The organism is Herbinix luporum, from assembly GCF_900070325.1.
Taxonomy (GTDB): domain Bacteria; phylum Bacillota; class Clostridia; order Lachnospirales; family Lachnospiraceae; genus Mobilitalea; species Mobilitalea luporum.
Window position 1 is genome coordinate 297,804 of record NZ_LN879430.1, and the last position, 19,588, is coordinate 317,391.

The window sequence follows — 19,588 nt, forward strand, 5'->3', positions numbered from 1 at the left end:
GAGGATAATTAATGTTTTTAAGTATTGCGGCGACATCATTTGATATAAAGAGTCTGATATTAGCCACTGTTGTTGTCAGTGTCATAGGACTGCTTATAGGGCTTTTCCTGGGACTGGCATCTAAAAAACTAGAGGTACCGGTAGATGAAAAAGAAGCAAAGGTAAGAGAACTTCTGCCCGGAGCCAATTGCGGCGGTTGTGGATATGCAGGATGTGATGCCTGTGCCAAAGCCATAGCTAATCAAGAGGCGGCTGCGGATGTGTGTCCGGTAGCAAGTAGCGATATTCATGTTGAAATTGCCAAGCTTATGGGCAGCAGTGTAGATACTACAGAAAAGCAGGTTGCTTATGTAAAATGTGCCGGAACCTGTGATAAGGCTAAGAAAAATTCAAATTACTATGGTCCTAAGGATTGTAAGCTGGCAGCAGGCATAGGAGGTAACGGTTCCAAAGGCTGCAGCTATGGCTGTATGGGATTTGGCTCCTGTGTTAAGGTATGTGCTTTTGATGCCATACATATTGTAGACGGTATTGCCCTTGTAGATAAGGAAAAATGTACTGCCTGCGGCATGTGTGTAGCAGAATGTCCTATAAATATTATAGAAATGGTACCTAAGAAGGCTAAAACTTTAGTAGCCTGCAGTTCCCTTGATAAAGGAAAGGATGTTAAGCCCGTATGTTCTACAGGATGTATCGGCTGTAAACTGTGTACTAAGGCTTGCCAATTTGATGCAATTCATGTAGAGAACAATCTTGCTAAGATTGACTATAGTAAATGTACTAACTGTGGTGCCTGTGTTAAAGTTTGCCCTGTAAAAGTAATACAGCAGCAATCGGCATAGTAAATGAAAAATTATAATTAAATATAAAAAATACGTACCGGCAAGATATATTATTTCTTGCCGGTACGTATTTTTGTTATAGAGATATATTATTTATGGTGCCAGTTGATTTCTATTTTTTATATATTCACTGGGGGTCATGCCTATTTTCTTCTTAAAGATTCTGCTAAAGTAATTGGGATCTTTATAACCAACTAAAAAGCAGACTTCTTTTACTGTCAGATTAGAATTGGTTAGAAGTTCTTTAGCCTTTTTCACACGGAGCATGGATAACCAGTCTATGAAATTAAAGCCTGTATTTTTCTTAATCAATTTACTGAAATATTGAGGGCTCATATTTACATACTCAGCCACATCCTCTAAGGAAATTTCATCGGCATAGTGGTTTTCTAGATATTCTTTTGTAGCTTGCACAATTTTATTGGAATAATCAATAACATTATTGGACTTAACAAGACCGGTAATATCCACGAATTTCTGAAAGGCCCATTCAATCAATTGGTCACCTTTAAGTTCCATAAAAGCATCAATATGGTATGTGTAGTTAAAATAATCAGCCTCATCCATACCGTCAATTCTTGCTGCGTGGGTTGCAAGAACCAGTGCCTCAATAATTTTGTTTCTCTTGGCATTATCGCTTAAATGACGTATCTTATTCATCATAAGAGCAAAATAATCATATGCATCTGACTTTCTATGACGAACCGAATTCATCATATGTTTTTCTGCTTCTTTATATTCATATACTTGCTGTGCTTCTAATTCATTCAGATCCTGTACATGGATAGCCTCCCCCGGGCTACAATAGTATAAACAGGACATTGCTTCAAGATATGAAGTATATATTGAATGGATACTTTGCACATTACCTACGCCGCCGATTATTTCAATCTGAAACTTCTTTTGCAAGGTGTTTATCAGCTTAGATGTTATACAAAGGCTGTTGGTTTTTGTATCTAAACCGGGAGCCAGGGCATTTGGTCCGTCAGTAATCAAAATACTTATACGGTTATATATCATAGGTCCGATAGCAGTGGTATAATCCTTAAGCTCATCTTTAATTAAATAATATAGGGCCAGTTCATCAATGTCGAAATCTATAATATTGGTTCTATCCTGGGGAAGAAATTCAAGCAGTATCAGATAACCAAGATCTTTGAGTTTTAGCAAATTTCTGATAATACTAAGTTCCTTATGGGATGCTCCACGGAAAAACAAGGAAAAGACAAAGCTTTTTTCTAAATATGAAAAAAGGTCTTTCTGAGTAAAATCTTGATTAGCTTTTATTATTTCAGTATGAAGACTGTCCCAAAATTCTTTATCTAAATCAATATTATTTTTGCTATTTACATTAGGTGTTTTCATTAAATCACTCCTTATGGTGTCGAAGAATGTATAATATAGTACATTATATCACTGTTTTCTTGATAATGCACGCATTATATATGGGGATAAATAAAAAAATGTAGTAAATTATGTTAGAAAATAAGAAAAACAATTATAAATTGCCACATAAATGTCAAATCAAGGTAATATTATTATATAGATAAGCTATAATATAGTAATATTATAATAAATGTTCTATAGTTAAACTATAAATAGAAGATTAAATTTTTTTGTTGTTAATAGAAAGTTGGAAGTATTATGAGGGTAAAAAGTAAGTACATAAAAATAATTACATTTATCTTTCCTATATTATTAGGAATTATTATAGTGATAATAAAGAATTCAATTTATTATAAACAAGATAAAGATATAATAGAAAATGATAACAATGAACTGATAGTTCTTTTTAATAGGAAGCTAGAAGAGCAGGAATTATCCAAGCTTTTAGATGGTTTTGATAATAATGCAAAAATTACCCAGCATTTTGGGGATTATGGACTTGTTTCAGTTGATAACAAAGAAATATATCAAGATTTAGTAAAAAAACTAAAAAAAGATCCCCTAGTAAAAGTGGTTCAGGCTAATGGTAAAGTAGAAGCTATGCAGGTAACAAACGATACCTATGCAGCAAATCAGTGGGCAATCCATAATCCCGGATCTTATTTATTATTTTCATCCAATGGTAATAAAGAAATATTTGCAAAAAAGGATATAGATATGGATGTAGCCGAAGCCTGGAGGTATTTGGCTGCTGAAAAAATAGGGCGCCGTCAGGTAGTGGTTGCAATAATTGATACAGGAGTTGATTATACTCATCCTGATTTAACAAAAAATATATGGATTAATGAAAATGAAATAGCAGGGGACGGTATAGACAATGATAATAACGGTTTTGTAGACGATATTTATGGTTGGGATTTTTATAATGACGATGACAGTGTATGCCATTATAAATATGACAGTAAATCAAAGTCAAATCTAGCACTTCCTGAGGATAATGATGACCATGGAACCCATATAGCAGGAATAATCGGGGCAGTAGCAGATAATGGAATAGGAATAGCCGGCATAGCCTCTAAAATTGATATTAAGCTTATGGTTTTAAAAATCAACGGGGGAAGGGACGGAACAGGCAGCATATCCGATGCAATCCTTGCTATAAAGTATGCCACAATGATGGGGGCAGATATCTGTAATATAAGCTGGGGTACGGACCAAAATTCCCCTGCCTTAAAAGAAGTTATAAAGGAATCGGATATGTTATTTGTAGCGGCTGCCGGAAATCAAGGCTTAAATAATGACCATAAACCGGTATATCCTGCAAGTTATAAGCTGGATAATCTAATATCAGTTACCTTTATCGATGCTTTTGGCAGGCTTACAAGATTATCAAACTATGGAAAAAAGTCTGTTGATATTGCTGCACCGGGAAGTGATATACTGAGCACTGCAGTGGGGTCCTATAAAACATTAAGTGGTTCTTCCATGGCTGTTCCCCAAGTAAGTGCAGTGGCTGCCCTTTTATATTCCTATAATGAAAATATATATCCCCAAAGAGTAAAAGAATTATTGTTAAAAACTATAAAACCCGTATCAGAACTTAAAGGCAGTATAAGATATCCCGGGATAGTCAGTGCATATAAGGCATTATTGTCTATAAGGGACCTAAGAAAAGATAAATCAGTGCCTACGATTAAGCTAAGTACCCTATATGATAAAGGAAATTTGATAATAGATGTAAAGGCAAAGGATGAGGGTGGAGCCGGAGTTAGGGTAATACGTTGGCTGACAGGTAAAAGGGATATAAAAGATTTTAGCCGTGGTACCAAGGGGCAGGCAGTAAAGAATAATCAGGTCAAAGTTTCAAAAGCAGGTGTATATTCATTCTATATAAGTGATTATGCAGGCAATGAATTTGTTCGCCATTATAAGGTGACAGACGATAAAACTTCACCGATAATATCGGCAGGCTTTACAGTCTCAGGGGACTATAAGACAAGGACTATAAATATTAGGGTAAGAGACAGTCAAAGCGGTATTAAGCGGGTAAAATATCTCTCCGGAAAAAGACAGATTGAAGACTTTATGCCGGCCGCATCCGGCAAGGAGATAAAACTAAATAATGAAAGAGGCTTCTTCAATGTTAAAAAAGATGGTTTTTATACCATTTATGCCATAGACCATAGAGGTAATCAAAGGATAAAGATAATAGAAGTAAAGACTATTAAATCAGAAGATGTTAAATTTACTCGAAGTGAAAAAACCATGACTATTGGTGATACTTATATATTAAGGGCATTTGTAAAGCCTGCAACTACTACCGATTTAATTACATATAACAGTTCCCATAAGGATATCGTATCGGTAGATAATAAGGGAAAACTTAAGGCTCTTAAGGAAGGAGAAGCAATCATTACAGCCAGAACCAGTAACGGATTTACGGCGGTGTGCAAGATTGTGGTTGTGGCTGCAGATCCATAAAAAGATTTATACAAAATAAATAAGCGGATTAGTTTATTAATCCGCTTATTACTAAAAAAAAGTTATTGACGGAAATTCCCTTATATGTTATAGTAATTAAGCAAAGAAGAGGGCTTTTTTTTTATGCCTAAAAAAGTCTTTATAAGGCAAAGCAGTAATAAGCGCTGCAAAAGAAAGCGGAGGTGGAAATTGTGCGCGTAAAAATCACTTTAGCATGTACGGATTGTAAACAGCGTAATTACAATATGACTAAAGAAAAGAAGTTATATCCGGACAGAATGGAAACTAAGAAGTATTGTAAATTCTGCAGAACCCATACATTACACAAAGAAACCAAATAATTATATCTGAAAGGAAAGTGAAGAAATGAGTGAAATGGCTGGTAAAGTAACTGACAAAGCTCCCAAAAAAAGCTGGTTTAAGAGCATGAAGTCCGAATTCAAAAAAATAGTCTGGCCGGATAGATTAACTCTTACTAAACAAACAGTTGCGGTTGTTATCGTTACTATCCTATTGGGTATAATTATTTATCTACTGGATTATGTAATTGAACTCGGTATCGGCTTTATTTTAGGATAAGGGTGAGAATATGTCAGAAGCTAATTGGTACGTTGTTCACACATATTCGGGATATGAGAACAAAGTAAAAGCAAACATTGAGAAAATGATTGAAAACAGAAGGCTTCAAGATCAGATCTTAGAAGTATCTGTACCTATGAAGGAAGTTATTGAAGTTAAAAACGGTGTGAAAAAACGTGTACAAAAGAAAATGTTTCCCGGTTATGTATTAATCCATATGGTTATGAATGATGACGTATGGTATGTTGTTCGTAACACTAGGGGAGTTACAGGCTTCGTAGGCCCGGATTCCAAACAACCGGTTCCGCTCACGGAGGCAGAGATGCGTAATATGGGCATCATGAAGGATGATATAGTAGTAGACTTTGAGGTTGGCGATACCGTTACAGTTATGAACGGAGTATGGGAAAATACAACCGGTGTAATCAAGGCTATCAATCCTCATAAGCAGATAGTCACCATAAGCGTAGAGCTGTTTGGACGTGAAACTCCGGTAGAAATCAGTTTCAGTGATGTTAAGATTCAAAAATAATTAAGGGTCATGATGGGCATATTAGCCGTATGCACGTATGCAATAAAAAGATTGCAATCATGGATATGCAGTAATTTACGCAGTTTTAGTGGGAGGGAAATCCCCGCAAACACCACATTATCAGGAGGTAAACAATAATGGCTAAGAAAGTAACAGGTTATATCAAATTACAAATCCCTGCAGGAAAGGCAACACCGGCTCCTCCGGTTGGACCTGCATTAGGACAGCATGGTGTGAACATTGTTCAGTTCACAAAGGAATTTAACGCAAGAACAGCCGATCAAGACGGCATGATTATTCCTGTAATTATTACAGTATATGCAGACAGAAGCTTTAGCTTCGTTACAAAGACACCCCCGGCAGCAGTATTATTAAAGAAGACTCTGAATTTGAAATCCGGTTCCGCTGTTCCTAATAAGAACAAGGTTGCTAAAATCAGTAAAGCAGACCTGCAAAAGATTGCAGAAATAAAGATGCCGGATCTAAATGCTGCGGATATTGATGCTGCTATGAGAATGATAGCAGGAACAGCCAGAAGTATGGGCATTGAAGTTGAAGACTAATTGAGAATATAACAACATAATCAAGGAAGATATATATTAGAAAATATATATTATAAGAAATGATTATGTTTTTAAAATCTATTAATGTGGGAGGATATGCATGGCGTGATAGATGATCGTAAAGTCCGCCGTTTTCTTCCGATATTACCACTAGGAGGTTTATAGAATGAAAAGAGGAAAGAAATATCTTAATGCTGCAAAGGCAATAGACAGAAATACTTTGTACGATGCAGAAGAAGCAATCAGCTTAGTAAAACAATCAGCAGTTGCTAAATTTGATGAAACTATAGAAGCGCACATCCGCCTAAACGTTGACGGACGTCATGCGGATCAACAGGTTCGTGGAGCAGTTGTTCTACCCCACGGAACAGGTAAGACAGTTCGTGTACTTGTATTTGCCAAGGGCGATAAAGTGGCAGAAGCAGAAGCAGCCGGAGCAGATTTTGTAGGCGGAGACGAACTGATTCCTAAGATTCAGAACGACGGCTGGCTTGACTTTGACGTTGTAGTTGCTACTCCCGATATGATGGGTGTAGTTGGTCGCTTAGGACGTGTACTTGGACCTAAAGGTTTAATGCCTAACCCTAAAGCAGGTACAGTTACAATGGACGTTGCTAAAGCGGTTAAAGATATAAAAGCAGGTAAGATTGAGTATAGATTAGATAAGACAAATATTATTCACGTACCTATCGGAAAAGCTTCCTTTACAGAGGAGCAGCTTAATGATAACTTCCAGACCTTAATGGGAGCAATTATTAAGGCAAAACCTGCAGCAGCTAAGGGACAATACTTAAGAAGTGTTACATTAGCTTCTACAATGGGCCCTGGCGTAAAATTAAACACTGCTAAATTAAGCTAATAAATAAATTGCAAATATGTGTTGACTTGGATTAATAATTCATGTTATAATGCGTTTTGCAACAAATAAAAACTGCCGAAGACAGTAGGTGCCGTAAGGCGTAAGGTGGTACCGCCTACCGAGGAGAAGTTGGTTTATATTATATGAAATATAACCTCTTTTTGCTTTGGCAGGAAGAGGTTTTTTTATTGGAGACCTATGACGAAATACTAAAAGGAGGTGTACCTAATGGCTAAAGTAGAATTAAAGCAGCCTATAGTTGAAGAGATTAAAGGTTATGCCAAAGATGCGCATGCTATAGTACTTGTAGACTATCGTGGGCTTACAGTTGCAGAAGATACAGAGCTTCGTAAGAAATTAAGGGAAGCAGGTGTTGTATACAAGGTATATAAGAACACATTATTGAATTTTGCTTTCCAAGGAACTGAGTATGAAGCATTATCAAAGGATTTAGAAGGTCCTACAGCCGTAGCATTTGGTATTGATGATGTAACAGCTCCTGCCAGAATTATTAATGATTTGGCTAAGAAAATGCCAAAATTAGAGTTCAAGTCAGGCGTTGTTGAAGGAGTATACTATGATAAGGAAGGTATAAAGGAAATTGCCGCTATTCCTTCCAGAGAAGTTCTTATTTCCAAACTACTTGGAAGCTTACAATCACCTATTGCAAATCTTGCAAGAGTGCTTAAGCAGATTGCTGAAAAAGCAGCATAATTATCTGGTAAGTTATTAGGACGATAACCTATTGTATTATTAGAGTAAGATAAACTTACAAAACAAATTTAGATGGAGGTATATAATTATGACAACTCAAGAATTTATCGAGGCAATTAAAGGCCTTACTGTATTAGAATTAAATGAATTAGTAAAAGCATGTGAAGAAGAATTTGGTGTATCTGCAGCAGCAGGTGTTGTAGTAGCAGCAGGTGGCGCAGCAGCAGGCGGCGCAGCTGAGGAAGAAAAGAGCGAATTTGATGTTGAGTTAACTGAAGTTGGTCCTAACAAGGTTAAGGTTATCAAAGTTGTTCGTGACATCACCGGCTTAGGCTTAAAGGAAGCTAAGGATCTTGTTGATAACGCACCTAAGATGGTTAAGGAAGGCGTAAGCAAGGCAGAAGCTGACGATATGAAGGCTAAGTTAGAAGCTGAAGGCGCTAAGGTTACATTAAAGTAATCTGATACAATTTTAAGATTTCAATAAAAAAGGTATCTATAGTAAAGGGTGTATTTCTTCTACTATAGATACTTTTTTACTTAGATGTTGAAGAAAATATAAAATAAGGCTTATGCAAAGTAGTTACTCTGCATAAGCCCTTATAATTGTCAAAACTTATTCATTAAGATGTAATATTATGTAATAAATGGGAATAATCTAACTATAATATATAAACATTTAAAAAAAACATAAAAAGTCAACAAATTTAATGTTGACAGTGGAAAACCTTTGTGGTAGTATGAAAAGTGCACTATTGTGGTGTTATATGCCTAATTAACATTATTATAGCATATACGGATAAAAAAGAAAAGATATTTTTATAACAAATTATAAGACTCCCTAAAATTTGGGGGAGTCTTATGTATAATTAAACTCAAGGGGTGAAAACGTCAATGGATAGAAACAGAATGCATCCGGTCAAGGTTGGTAACAACGTTAGAATGAGTTACTCCAAGCAGAAGGAAGTATTGGAGATGCCTAATCTAATTGAGGTTCAAAAGGATTCCTATCAATGGTTCCTTACAGAAGGGCTTAAAGAAGTATTTGATGATATATCTCCGATTACTGATTACGGCGGAAACTTGAGTCTGGAGTTTGTAGACTTTACATTGTGTGAGGATGATATTAAATATACAATAGAAGAATGTAAGGAAAGAGATGCAACCTATGCAGCTCCCTTAAAGGTAAAGGTCAGACTCCATAATAAAGAAAATAACGAAATTAATGAACATGACATATTTATGGGCGATTTACCGCTTATGACTGAAACGGGTACATTTGTTATAAATGGTGCGGAAAGAGTAATTGTAAGCCAACTGGTACGTTCCCCCGGTATATATTATGCTGTAGATCATGATAAGATTGGTAAGAAATTATTTTCTGCTACTGTCATACCCAATAGAGGTGCTTGGTTGGAATATGAAACTGATTCCAACGATGTATTCTATGTTAGGGTAGATCGTAATAGAAAAGTTCCGATTACAACATTTATCAGAGCATTAGGATATGGAACGAATGAAGAAATTAAGCAGCTGTTCGGTGAGGAACCGAAAATTCTTGCAAGTTTGGCTAAAGACCCAAGTACAGCTAGGGATCCATCCGGTAGTTATCAGGATGGTTTATTAGAGTTATACAAAAAACTTCGTCCCGGTGAGCCACTGGCAGTGGAAAATGCAGAAGCCTTACTTAACAGTATGTTTTTTGATGCCAGAAGATACGACCTGGCGAAAGTAGGTCGCTATAAATTTAATAAAAAACTGGCTTATCGTAATCGCATCGTAGGTTTTGTACTGGCTGAAGATGTAGTTGATAAGTCCACCGGTGAAGTAATTGCTGAAGCAGGGACTACAGTAAGTAACGAATTAGCAATGATTATACAAGATTCTGCTATACCTTCTGTTATGGTACAAGCGGATGAAAGAAATGTGAAGGTTATTTCCAATATGATGGTTAACCTTTCTTATTATTTACCTGAAATCAGTGTTGCAGAGAAGAAATCCATGGGTCTTAATGAATATGTCTACTACCCTGTATTAAAAAAGATTTTAGAGAATCATACTTCTCTTGAAGATATTAAGGAAGCACTTAGAAAAAATATCAGCGACCTGGTTCCGAAATATATAACTAAAGAAGATATAATTGCTTCTATAAATTATAATATTAATCTGGAATATGGTATAGGATATATAGATGATATTGACCATTTGGGCAACAGAAGAATTCGTGCGGTGGGTGAGCTTTTACAGAACCAGTACCGTATCGGACTGTCTAGAATGGAAAGAGTTGTCAGAGAAAGAATGACAACACAGGATTTAGAGGGTATAAGTCCTCAATCCTTAATAAATATTAAACCTGTGACTGCAGCGGTAAAAGAATTCTTTGGAAGCTCCCAGTTGTCACAGTTTATGGATCAACATAACCCCTTGGGTGAGCTGACTCATAAAAGACGTCTATCAGCTTTAGGACCGGGTGGTCTTTCCCGTGACAGAGCGGGCTTTGAAGTCCGTGACGTACACTATTCCCATTATGGAAGAATGTGTCCTGTTGAGACCCCGGAAGGTCCTAACATCGGTCTTATTAACTCTCTTGCAACCTATGCAAGAATTAACGAATATGGATTTATAGAGGCTCCTTATCGTGTGGTAGATAAGGCTGATCCTGAAAATCCTAAGGTTACCGATGAGGTAATTTATCTGACGGCAGATGAAGAGGATAGATATGTAGTAGCACAAGCTAATGCTGAGCTTGATGAGAATGGATATTTTATTGGCAACAGTATATCCGGCCGATATAAAGAAGAAACTTCCCAATATGATAAGCAGCAGATTGACTTAATGGACGTATCTCCTAAGATGGTCTTTTCTGTGGCTACATCATTAATTCCTTTCTTGGAAAATGACGATGCTAACCGTGCTCTAATGGGTGCCAACATGCAGCGTCAGGCTGTTCCCCTTCTTAAGACAGAAGCTCCTGTAGTAGGAACCGGAATTGAGGCCAAGGCAGCCATCGACTCCGGGGTATGCGTTCTGGCTAAAAAATCCGGTACTGTGGAAAAGGTGACTGCCAGGGAGATTTTAGTTAAAAATGATGACGGTTCAAAGAGCACATATCGTCTCATTAAATTTTCCAAGAGTAACCAAGGTACCTGTATTAACCAAAGACCTGTAGTAAATTGGGGTGATAGGGTTGAGGCAGGTCAGGTTATTGCAGACGGTCCTTCAACCAGTAAGGGTGAGCTGGCCCTTGGTAAGAATCCTTTGATTGGCTTTATGACCTGGGAAGGATATAACTACGAGGACGCTGTATTAATTAGTGAACGTTTGGTTCAAGAGGATGTATATACATCTATTCATATAGAAGAATATGAGGCTGAGGCAAGAGATACCAAACTTGGTCCCGAAGAAATAACCAGGGATATACCCGGTGTCGGTGACGAAGCCCTTAAGGACTTGGATGAAAGAGGAATTATCCGTATCGGTGCAGAAGTTCGTGCCGGTGACATTCTTGTGGGTAAAGTTACCCCTAAGGGTGAAACTGAACTGACCGCCGAAGAAAGATTACTTAGAGCAATCTTTGGGGAGAAGGCAAGAGAAGTAAGGGATACTTCTTTAAGGGTTCCTCATGGTGAGTATGGTATTGTTGTAGATGCCAAGGTATTTACCAGAGAAAACGGAGATGAATTATCTCCCGGTGTTAACGAAACTGTTCGTGTATATATAGCACAAAAAAGAAAAATCCAGGTTGGTGACAAGATGGCCGGAAGACACGGTAATAAGGGTGTTGTATCCCGTGTGTTACCTGTTGAGGATATGCCATTTTTACCAAACGGAAGACCTTTAGATATAGTATTAAACCCCTTAGGCGTACCTTCCCGTATGAATATCGGACAGGTACTTGAGATACATCTGTCCTTAGCTGCAAAGGTTTTAGGTATCGACGTGGCAACTCCGGTTTTTGACGGTGCCAATGAATTTGATATTATGGATACCTTAAAAATAGCCAATGATTATGCCAACTTAGAATGGGAAGAATTCGAAGAAAAGTATAAAGATAATATAAATCCTTATCTTTTCGATTATCTGAAAGAACATCACGGTGAAAATAATGAATGGAAGGGTGTTCCCATTAACAGTGATGGAAAAATTATGCTTCGAGACGGAAGAACCGGTGAGTTCTTTGACCAGCCGGTAACCGTAGGCTTTATGCATTATTTGAAGTTGCATCATCTGGTTGATGATAAGATTCATGCCCGCTCTACAGGACCTTATTCATTGGTAACACAACAGCCTCTAGGGGGTAAGGCACAGTTTGGCGGACAGAGATTTGGTGAGATGGAAGTATGGGCACTGGAAGCATACGGTGCGGCATATATTCTCCAAGAAATCCTGACAGTAAAATCTGACGATGTAACCGGTCGTGTAAAAACCTATGAAGCAATTATTAAAGGTGAAAATATCAGTGAGCCCGGCATACCGGAATCCTTTAAGGTTCTCTTAAAGGAACTTCAGTCCTTAGCTCTTGATGTTACTGTTCTTGACGAATATGGTAACGAGGTTAGGTTGACAGAAAATTCAGAATACGGTGATTCTGATATGACTCAGTTAATTGAAGGAGATAATAACTTCAGATATGATGAGGAGGGCTATGAAGACGCCGGTTTCACCAAGACAGAAGGTGAGGATATTGACAACGATATTTTTGATATCTACGAGGAAGATTCGGGTGAAGTAGAGCAGCAAGATGACTTTAGTTTTGATTAAACTTGAGTAAAACCCTATCTTAGTATCAAAAGCAGAGTTAATGAAGGGAGAGCCAAATAATGCCTGATATTATGTATAACAATGAGCAGGAAATAACCTATGATGCAATTAGAATTGGTCTAGCCTCACCGGAAAAAATTAGGGAATGGTCCAGAGGCGAGGTAAGAAAACCTGAAACCATTAACTATAGAACCTTAAAACCGGAAAAGGATGGCTTGTTCTGCGAAAGAATTTTTGGACCCAGTAAGGACTGGGAATGTCATTGCGGAAAGTATAAAAAAATCAGATATAAAGGTGTCGTTTGTGACCGCTGTGGTGTTGAGGTTACAAAAGCCAGTGTACGCCGTGAAAGAATGGGTCATATTGAACTGGCAGCACCGGTATCCCATATATGGTATTTTAAAGGAATACCAAGCCGTATGGGTTTACTCCTTGACTTGTCACCAAGGACCCTAGAAAAAGTACTTTACTTTGCTTCCTATATTGTACTGGATAAGGGAAATACCGACCTTCAGTACAAACAGGTTCTTAATGAAAAGGAAAAACAGGAAGCAATTGAGAAATATGGTGAAGGTAGCTTCCGTGTAGGAATGGGTGCGGAAGCTGTACAAGAGCTTTTAAGAAATATTGATTTAGATAAGGAAGTTAAGGATTTAAAAAGGGCATTAAAGGATTCCACAGGCCAAAAGCGGGCGAGAATTATTAAACGTCTGGAAGTCGTTGAGGCCTTTAGGGAGTCGGGAAATAAGCCGGAGTGGTTAATTCTTACCGTAATTCCGGTTATCCCCCCGGATCTTCGTCCTATGGTTCAGCTAGACGGAGGAAGATTTGCAACTTCCGATATGAATGATTTATATAGAAGAATAATCAACAGAAATAATCGCTTAAAGAGACTGTTAGAACTAGGAGCTCCGGATATTATTGTTCGTAATGAGAAGAGAATGTTACAGGAAGCTGTGGATGCCTTAATAGATAACGGCAGAAGAGGAAGGCCTGTAACAGGCCCCGGCAACCGTCCTTTAAAATCCTTATCTGATATGTTAAAAGGTAAACAGGGACGTTTCCGTCAAAATCTTCTTGGTAAGAGAGTTGACTATTCCGGTCGTTCCGTTATAGTTGTCGGTCCCGAATTAAAGCTTTATCAGTGTGGTCTTCCTAAGGAAATGGCTATTGAATTGTTTAAGCCTTTCGTTATGAAAGAGCTGGTAGCCAGAGGAACCGCCCATAATATAAAGTCAGCTAAGAAGATGGTAGAGAGACTTCAGCCTGAGGTATGGGATGTATTGGAGGATGTTATTAAAGAGCATCCGGTTATGTTAAACCGTGCTCCGACCCTTCATAGACTGGGTATCCAAGCATTTGAGCCTGTACTTGTAGAAGGTAAGGCAATTAAGCTTCATCCTTTGGTATGTACAGCATACAATGCGGACTTTGACGGAGACCAAATGGCTGTCCATGTACCCTTGTCTGTGGAAGCTCAGGCAGAATGTAGATTCCTGTTACTGTCACCTAACAACCTATTAAAACCCTCAGACGGTGCACCGGTAACTGTTCCTTCTCAGGATATGGTTCTGGGTATCTATTATCTGACCATAGAAAGAGAAAATGATACAGGAATTTTACATTCCTTTAAGAGTGTTGATGAAGCAATCCTAGCCTATGAAAATAAAACAATTACACTTCATGAGCCTATTTTAGTAAAAATGACAGGTATAAATAATGAAGGGGTGGAAGAGTCTAAAATGATAAAATCCACCTTAGGACGCTTTGTTTTCAATGAAATAATTCCCCAGGACCTAGGATTTGTTGATAGAAGTAAACCTGAAAATTTCCTTGAACTTGAAATAAATTTTCTTGTAGGAAAGAAGCAGCTTAAACCTATCCTTGAAAAATGCATTAATATCCACGGGGCGACTCAGACAGCAGAACTGTTAGATGCTGTTAAAACCCTAGGTTACAAATATGCAACCAGGGCGGCATTTACTGTTTCCATATCCGATATGAAGGTTCCGGAAGAGAAGAAGCAGATTCTTGCGGAAGCAGAAGAAACCGTAGAAAGTATTTCTAAAGAATATCGCCGTGGTAGAATGACAGAAGAGGAACGTTACAATGCTGTAATTAATACTTGGAAGGAAGCAGACAATGAACTTACTGAAACGCTTCTTGCAGGTTTAGATAGATTTAACAATATTAAAATGATGTCAGACTCCGGCGCCCGTGGTTCTGATAAGCAGATTAAGCAGCTGGCAGGTATGCGTGGACTGATGGCTGATACATCAGGCCGTACCATTGAACTGCCTATCAAATCCAACCTTCGTGAAGGACTTGATGTACTTGAATACTTTATATCAGCCCATGGAGCCAGAAAAGGTCTTTCCGATACTGCTCTTCGTACTGCGGACTCAGGATACCTGACCAGACGTTTGGTTGACGTAGCTCAGGATTTAATCATCCGTGAGGCAGATTGCTGCGAACATGAAGAAGAAATTACAGGTATGTGGGTAAAGGCATTCACTGACGGCAGTGAAGTTATTGAAACCCTTGAGGAAAGAATAACAGGAAGATTTTCCTGCGAGACCATATATGATGCAGAAGGTAATATAATTGTAAAAGCAAATCATATGATTACACCAAAGCGGGCAGCTAAGATTATAGAAACCGGTGTAGATAAGGTTAAGATTCGTAACGTACTGTCATGTAAGTCCCATATCGGTGTATGTGCAAAATGTTATGGAGCCAACTTAGCTACCGGTGAAGCTGTTCAAGTAGGTGAAGCGGTAGGAATAATTGCGGCACAGTCCATAGGTGAACCGGGAACCCAGCTTACAATGCGTACCTTCCATACAGGTGGTGTGGCCGGTGACGATATTACACAGGGTCTTCCTCGTGTTGAGGAACTTTTTGAGGCCAGAAAGCCAAAGGGACTTGCAATTATTTCAGAATTTGGCGGCACAGTTACCATTAAGGACACCAAGAAGAAAAGAGAAGTTATTGTAACAAATCCTGAAACTATGGAATCTAAGGCATATCTTATTCCTTACGGTTCAAGGATTAAGGTTATGGAGGGAGACATTATCGAGGCCGGTGACGAGCTGACTGAAGGTAGTGTAAATCCACATGATATCCTTAAAATAAAAGGAGTCCGTGCAGTTCAGGATTATATGATACAAGAAGTTCAGCGGGTATATCGCCTGCAGGGTGTTGAAATAAATGATAAGCATATCGAAGTTATAGTTCGTCAGATGCTTAAGAAAGTCCGTATAGAAGATAACGGTGACACCAACTTCCTACCCGGTGCTTTGGTAGACATTATGGAGTTTAATGATGTAAATAAGGCTATGGAAGAACAGGGCTTACAGCCGGCAGAGGGTAAACAGGTAATGCTGGGAATTACAAAAGCTTCCCTGGCAACTAATTCCTTCTTGTCAGCAGCATCATTCCAAGAAACAACTAAAGTCTTAACCGAAGCCGCAATTAAAGGTAAGGTGGATCCTTTAATAGGACTTAAGGAAAATGTTATAATCGGTAAGCTTATTCCTGCCGGTACCGGCATGAAGAGATACCGTTCAGTTAAGTTGGATACAGATATCCAAGAAGAAAGCTTAATGGCTGCTGATATGTATCCTGAAGGCAGTTATAGCCAAGACTTTGAAACCTTAGAATACCCTGAAAACCAGGACCAGGGGGATAATTATGTAGAAGACGGAATACCTGAAGTTGTATATGATGAAGAAAAATATACCAGCGGCGATAACTATATTGGCCGTGAAGACAGTAAACCCGGCGTAGACGATGCTCATATTTCCCTTGGTGAGGAAACCCACAATGACGGTGACTGGACAGAAACAGAATTTAATTTAAAAGGCATAATTGAAGACGATTATAGTGACGGTCTATAAAATAAAATGCTAATTTTGGGAAGAGGAGCAAGGGGGCGGGGCAGCCTCATGCTCCTCTTTTCAAAATAAAAAAACAGTAACCAGATAGTGGGATTATAAATAAATATAAGGAGTTTGTGTATGGGATATTTAGAAATGTATAATGAATGGCTTACAAATCCGTATTTTGATGAAGACACTAGAAATGAACTTAAAGCATTAGAAGGTAATGATAAAGAAATTAAGGAAAGATTTTTTAAAAACCTTGAGTTTGGTACAGGAGGCTTAAGAGGAATACTGGGAGCCGGCATTAACCGAATGAATATATATACCGTTAGAAAGGCTACCCAGGGACTGGCAAATTATATAATTAAGCAAAAAGGGGAGAGTAAAGGAGTCGTTATAGCCTATGATTCCAGGAGAATGTCACCGGAATTTGCCATGGAGACGGCCCTATGTTTGGCTGCCAATAAGATTAAGGCTTATTTGTTTGATTCATTAAGGCCTACCCCCATGTTATCCTTTGCTGTAAGAGAACTTGCTTGTATTGCCGGAGTGGTTATAACAGCCAGCCATAATCCCCCTGAGTACAATGGTTATAAGGTATACTGGGAAGACGGAGCACAGATTACATATCCTAAGGATGTGGAAATTATTCAAGAAGTTAATGCAATCACTGACTTTGCCGCAGCAAAGACCATGACAAAAGAGGAAGCTATAAAAGAAGGTCTTCTAAAAATAATTGGACAGGAAATTGATGACAGGTATATCGAAAGCTTAAAAGCCCTTACGATTAATCCGATTAGTGAAGAAGGTAAGAAATTAACCATTGTATATACACCCTTACACGGATCCGGTAATATGCCGGTACAAAGAATCCTTAGGGAATTAGGATTTAGTAATGTATATGTTGTGTCTGAGCAGGAGCAGCCGGATTCTAATTTTAGCACAGTAGAATATCCTAATCCGGAAGACCCTAAGGTGTTTACCTTGGCAAAAGAACTGGCAGATAAAGTTGGAGCTGATATTATCCTGGCCACAGATCCGGATGCGGATCGTTTGGGAGTCCAGGTAAAAAATAATAAAGGGGAATATGTATTATTTAACGGTAATATGACAGGTGCTTTAATTGCCGAATATGTATTTTCCCAGAAAGCCGCTAAAGGAATATTACCTAAGAACAGTGCCCTGATAAAAACTATCGTTACAGGTAATATATCCGATAAGATAGCAGAACACTACAATGCTAAGCTTATAGAAGTCTTAACCGGCTTTAAATATATAGGAGAGCAGATTAAACTATTTGAAGAAACAGGCTCCAATGAATTTATCTTTGGTTATGAGGAAAGCTATGGATACCTAGTAGGAACCCATTCCAGAGATAAGGATGCCGTAGTATCACTTATGATCTTATGTGAGGCTTGTGCCTATTACAAATCCCAAGGAATAAGCCTATATGAGCAAATGGAAAATATCTTTAAGAAATATGGATATTACCAAGAAGAGACCGTAGCTATTACCCTAAAGGGCATAGAGGGAATGGAGAAGATTAAATCCATTATGGAAAACTATCGGAAAAACTCTCCCAAAACTGCCGGGGGATATGAAATCTTGAAGATAAGAGATTATGAAGCCGATACCATAACTGATTTAAAAACAGGAGAAGTTAAGCCTACAAATCTTCCGAAATCCAATGTTCTCTACTATGAGATGAGTGAGGATGCTTGGTGTGCAATCAGACCTTCAGGTACAGAACCAAAGATTAAATTTTATTTTGGTGTTAAGGGAGAAAGCAAGGAAGATGCAAGCAGGAGACTAAGTAGATTGATGAATGATGAGGTATTTAAGGTAAATTAACCTAATTTATAAAAGGTATTTTACCGGTGAGTTTTCAGAATATCTATAAATAATATAGCCTTTGTAGATGACAGATTTTATTATCTACAAAGGCTTTTTTAGATTAGGGATTTATCAGAAAACGACGAAGTATTAAAGTTTGATGCTTCATGTCAGTATCATCCATCCGTATAGTAACGGGCATAAAGATGGAAGAATCTTCAATATCTGAAAATGTAATAGGTAGGGATAACATTTCTCCATATGAAGGGGACCAATCAACATATGGTTTATCATTTAGAACAATATATGGTTTATAGTCTAGGAAAAAGATTGTTCTAAGTTCTCCCGGCAGTCCAGTTGTACTTTCATATAGCCATTCGTTTCCGTCAGAAGATAAGTTTATCCTATTAGTAGCAGATTGCCCCGTATGCATGGATTCATCAGTATCTGCTTGATAAATCCAACAAGGAATATGGGCATCCCCACTTTGTGGACTTGCTTGAAAGTCAGATGGTATACTTAAAACATGAACCGGATTATTACTATTTTTATTATTATATTCTCCTGATTGATTATCAACGTAAAGGGGAAGTACAGCAGTATCACCTTGAATATTCATTAAATCCGCAGCGATAATAATATCAATTCGTCCTGCTTCAGACTGGAATGTTGGTGTTAGTGTAAACTTACATATAGTATCTTTTATCACTTGAAAAGGATGCATATAAGTGGCCTGTCGCTCACCTTCAGGTGTAAATTCAACCGGAAGACCGTCTACCAGTACTAGAAGGCCGAAATTTATAGGTTCAGAATCGTCTTTATTTATAAAAATGCTAACTCCTAAGGGTAGTTCTCCCCCTTTATATACAGTGGAGCGTACTAACTGACCTTCTTCCTGATAGATGCCCATTTCTTCGCCGGGTCTAAATACGTCATATCCCCAGGAGAACCGGTAAACTTTAGAATCATTTTGCTGCAAATCGGAAACATCCTCCTTTGCTGGAGTGGATGGGGTCTGATTTATCGATGAATCTTTAGATGAGCTATCTTTGGATGAACAAGCAGAAAACATGATGCAGGTAAGATATATTAATAGGATTATTTTAGATTTTTTCATTTTATATATCCTCCTTGAATTATATAGTAATTAATTT

The 19,588-nt window shown here is 38.0% G+C and carries 14 protein-coding genes and 1 other annotated feature; of the genes, 12 read left to right on the forward strand and 2 right to left on the reverse strand.

What is annotated here, in order from left to right; translation table 11 throughout:
- The first annotated feature begins 11 nt into the window (after positions 1–11).
- Positions 12–842 carry an RnfABCDGE type electron transport complex subunit B gene (locus SD1D_RS01425; RefSeq protein ID WP_058257270.1) on the forward strand — a complete coding sequence of 277 codons (831 nt, stop codon included), beginning with the start codon at positions 12–14 and terminating at the stop codon, positions 840–842.
- Positions 843–935: 93 nt separating this feature from the next.
- Here the strand turns inward: SD1D_RS01425 and SD1D_RS01430 are convergent, their stop codons facing one another.
- Positions 936–2,207 (reverse strand): helix-turn-helix domain-containing protein, encoded by a 1,272-nt coding sequence (locus SD1D_RS01430; protein ID WP_058257271.1) that lies wholly within the window; start codon positions 2,205–2,207, stop codon positions 936–938.
- A 279-nt stretch (positions 2,208–2,486) separates the two neighbouring features.
- On the opposite strand from SD1D_RS01430, the gene SD1D_RS01435 reads away from it, so the two are divergent.
- From SD1D_RS01435 to SD1D_RS01485, 11 genes are all read left to right on the forward strand, one after another.
- Complete coding sequence (locus SD1D_RS01435; protein ID WP_058257272.1) at positions 2,487–4,709, forward strand: S8 family serine peptidase; 2,223 nt, start codon at positions 2,487–2,489, stop codon at positions 4,707–4,709.
- Positions 4,710–4,900: 191 nt separating this feature from the next.
- Positions 4,901–5,050, forward strand: a complete 150-nt coding sequence (rpmG, locus tag SD1D_RS01440; RefSeq protein ID WP_087758717.1) for a 50S ribosomal protein L33 — start codon at positions 4,901–4,903, stop codon at positions 5,048–5,050.
- Positions 5,051–5,075: 25 nt separating this feature from the next.
- Positions 5,076–5,288: a preprotein translocase subunit SecE gene (gene secE, locus SD1D_RS01445; RefSeq protein WP_058257273.1), complete on the forward strand. Its 213-nt coding sequence runs from the start codon at positions 5,076–5,078 to the stop codon at positions 5,286–5,288.
- Between the two features lie 10 nt (positions 5,289–5,298).
- Positions 5,299–5,820, forward strand: coding sequence for a transcription termination/antitermination protein NusG (gene nusG, locus SD1D_RS01450; RefSeq protein WP_058257274.1), 522 nt, complete (start codon positions 5,299–5,301; stop codon positions 5,818–5,820).
- Between the two features lie 137 nt (positions 5,821–5,957).
- A complete protein-coding gene (gene rplK, locus SD1D_RS01455) occupies positions 5,958–6,383 on the forward strand; it encodes a 50S ribosomal protein L11 (protein ID WP_058257275.1) in 426 nt (141 codons plus the stop codon).
- A 166-nt stretch (positions 6,384–6,549) separates the two neighbouring features.
- Positions 6,550–7,242, forward strand: a complete 693-nt coding sequence (rplA, locus tag SD1D_RS01460; protein WP_058257276.1) for a 50S ribosomal protein L1 — start codon at positions 6,550–6,552, stop codon at positions 7,240–7,242.
- A 57-nt stretch (positions 7,243–7,299) separates the two neighbouring features.
- Positions 7,300–7,437: a sequence feature (ribosomal protein L10 leader region), on the forward strand.
- Positions 7,438–7,470: 33 nt separating this feature from the next.
- Complete coding sequence (gene rplJ, locus SD1D_RS01465; RefSeq protein WP_058257277.1) at positions 7,471–7,956, forward strand: 50S ribosomal protein L10; 486 nt, start codon at positions 7,471–7,473, stop codon at positions 7,954–7,956.
- An 88-nt stretch (positions 7,957–8,044) separates the two neighbouring features.
- Complete coding sequence (gene rplL, locus SD1D_RS01470; protein ID WP_058257278.1) at positions 8,045–8,416, forward strand: 50S ribosomal protein L7/L12; 372 nt, start codon at positions 8,045–8,047, stop codon at positions 8,414–8,416.
- 434 nt (positions 8,417–8,850) lie between these two features.
- Positions 8,851–12,717 carry a DNA-directed RNA polymerase subunit beta gene (rpoB, locus tag SD1D_RS01475; protein ID WP_058257279.1) on the forward strand — a complete coding sequence of 1,289 codons (3,867 nt, stop codon included), beginning with the start codon at positions 8,851–8,853 and terminating at the stop codon, positions 12,715–12,717.
- A 59-nt stretch (positions 12,718–12,776) separates the two neighbouring features.
- On the forward strand, positions 12,777–16,616 hold the full coding sequence (rpoC, locus tag SD1D_RS01480; RefSeq protein WP_087758718.1) for a DNA-directed RNA polymerase subunit beta': 3,840 nt from the start codon (positions 12,777–12,779) through the stop codon (positions 16,614–16,616).
- A 120-nt stretch (positions 16,617–16,736) separates the two neighbouring features.
- Positions 16,737–18,452, forward strand: coding sequence for a phospho-sugar mutase (locus tag SD1D_RS01485; protein ID WP_058257280.1), 1,716 nt, complete (start codon positions 16,737–16,739; stop codon positions 18,450–18,452).
- 103 nt (positions 18,453–18,555) lie between these two features.
- On the opposite strand, the gene SD1D_RS01490 is transcribed toward SD1D_RS01485, so the two are convergent.
- Positions 18,556–19,551 (reverse strand): hypothetical protein, encoded by a 996-nt coding sequence (locus SD1D_RS01490; protein WP_058257281.1) that lies wholly within the window; start codon positions 19,549–19,551, stop codon positions 18,556–18,558.
- Positions 19,552–19,588: the final 37 nt, after the last annotated feature.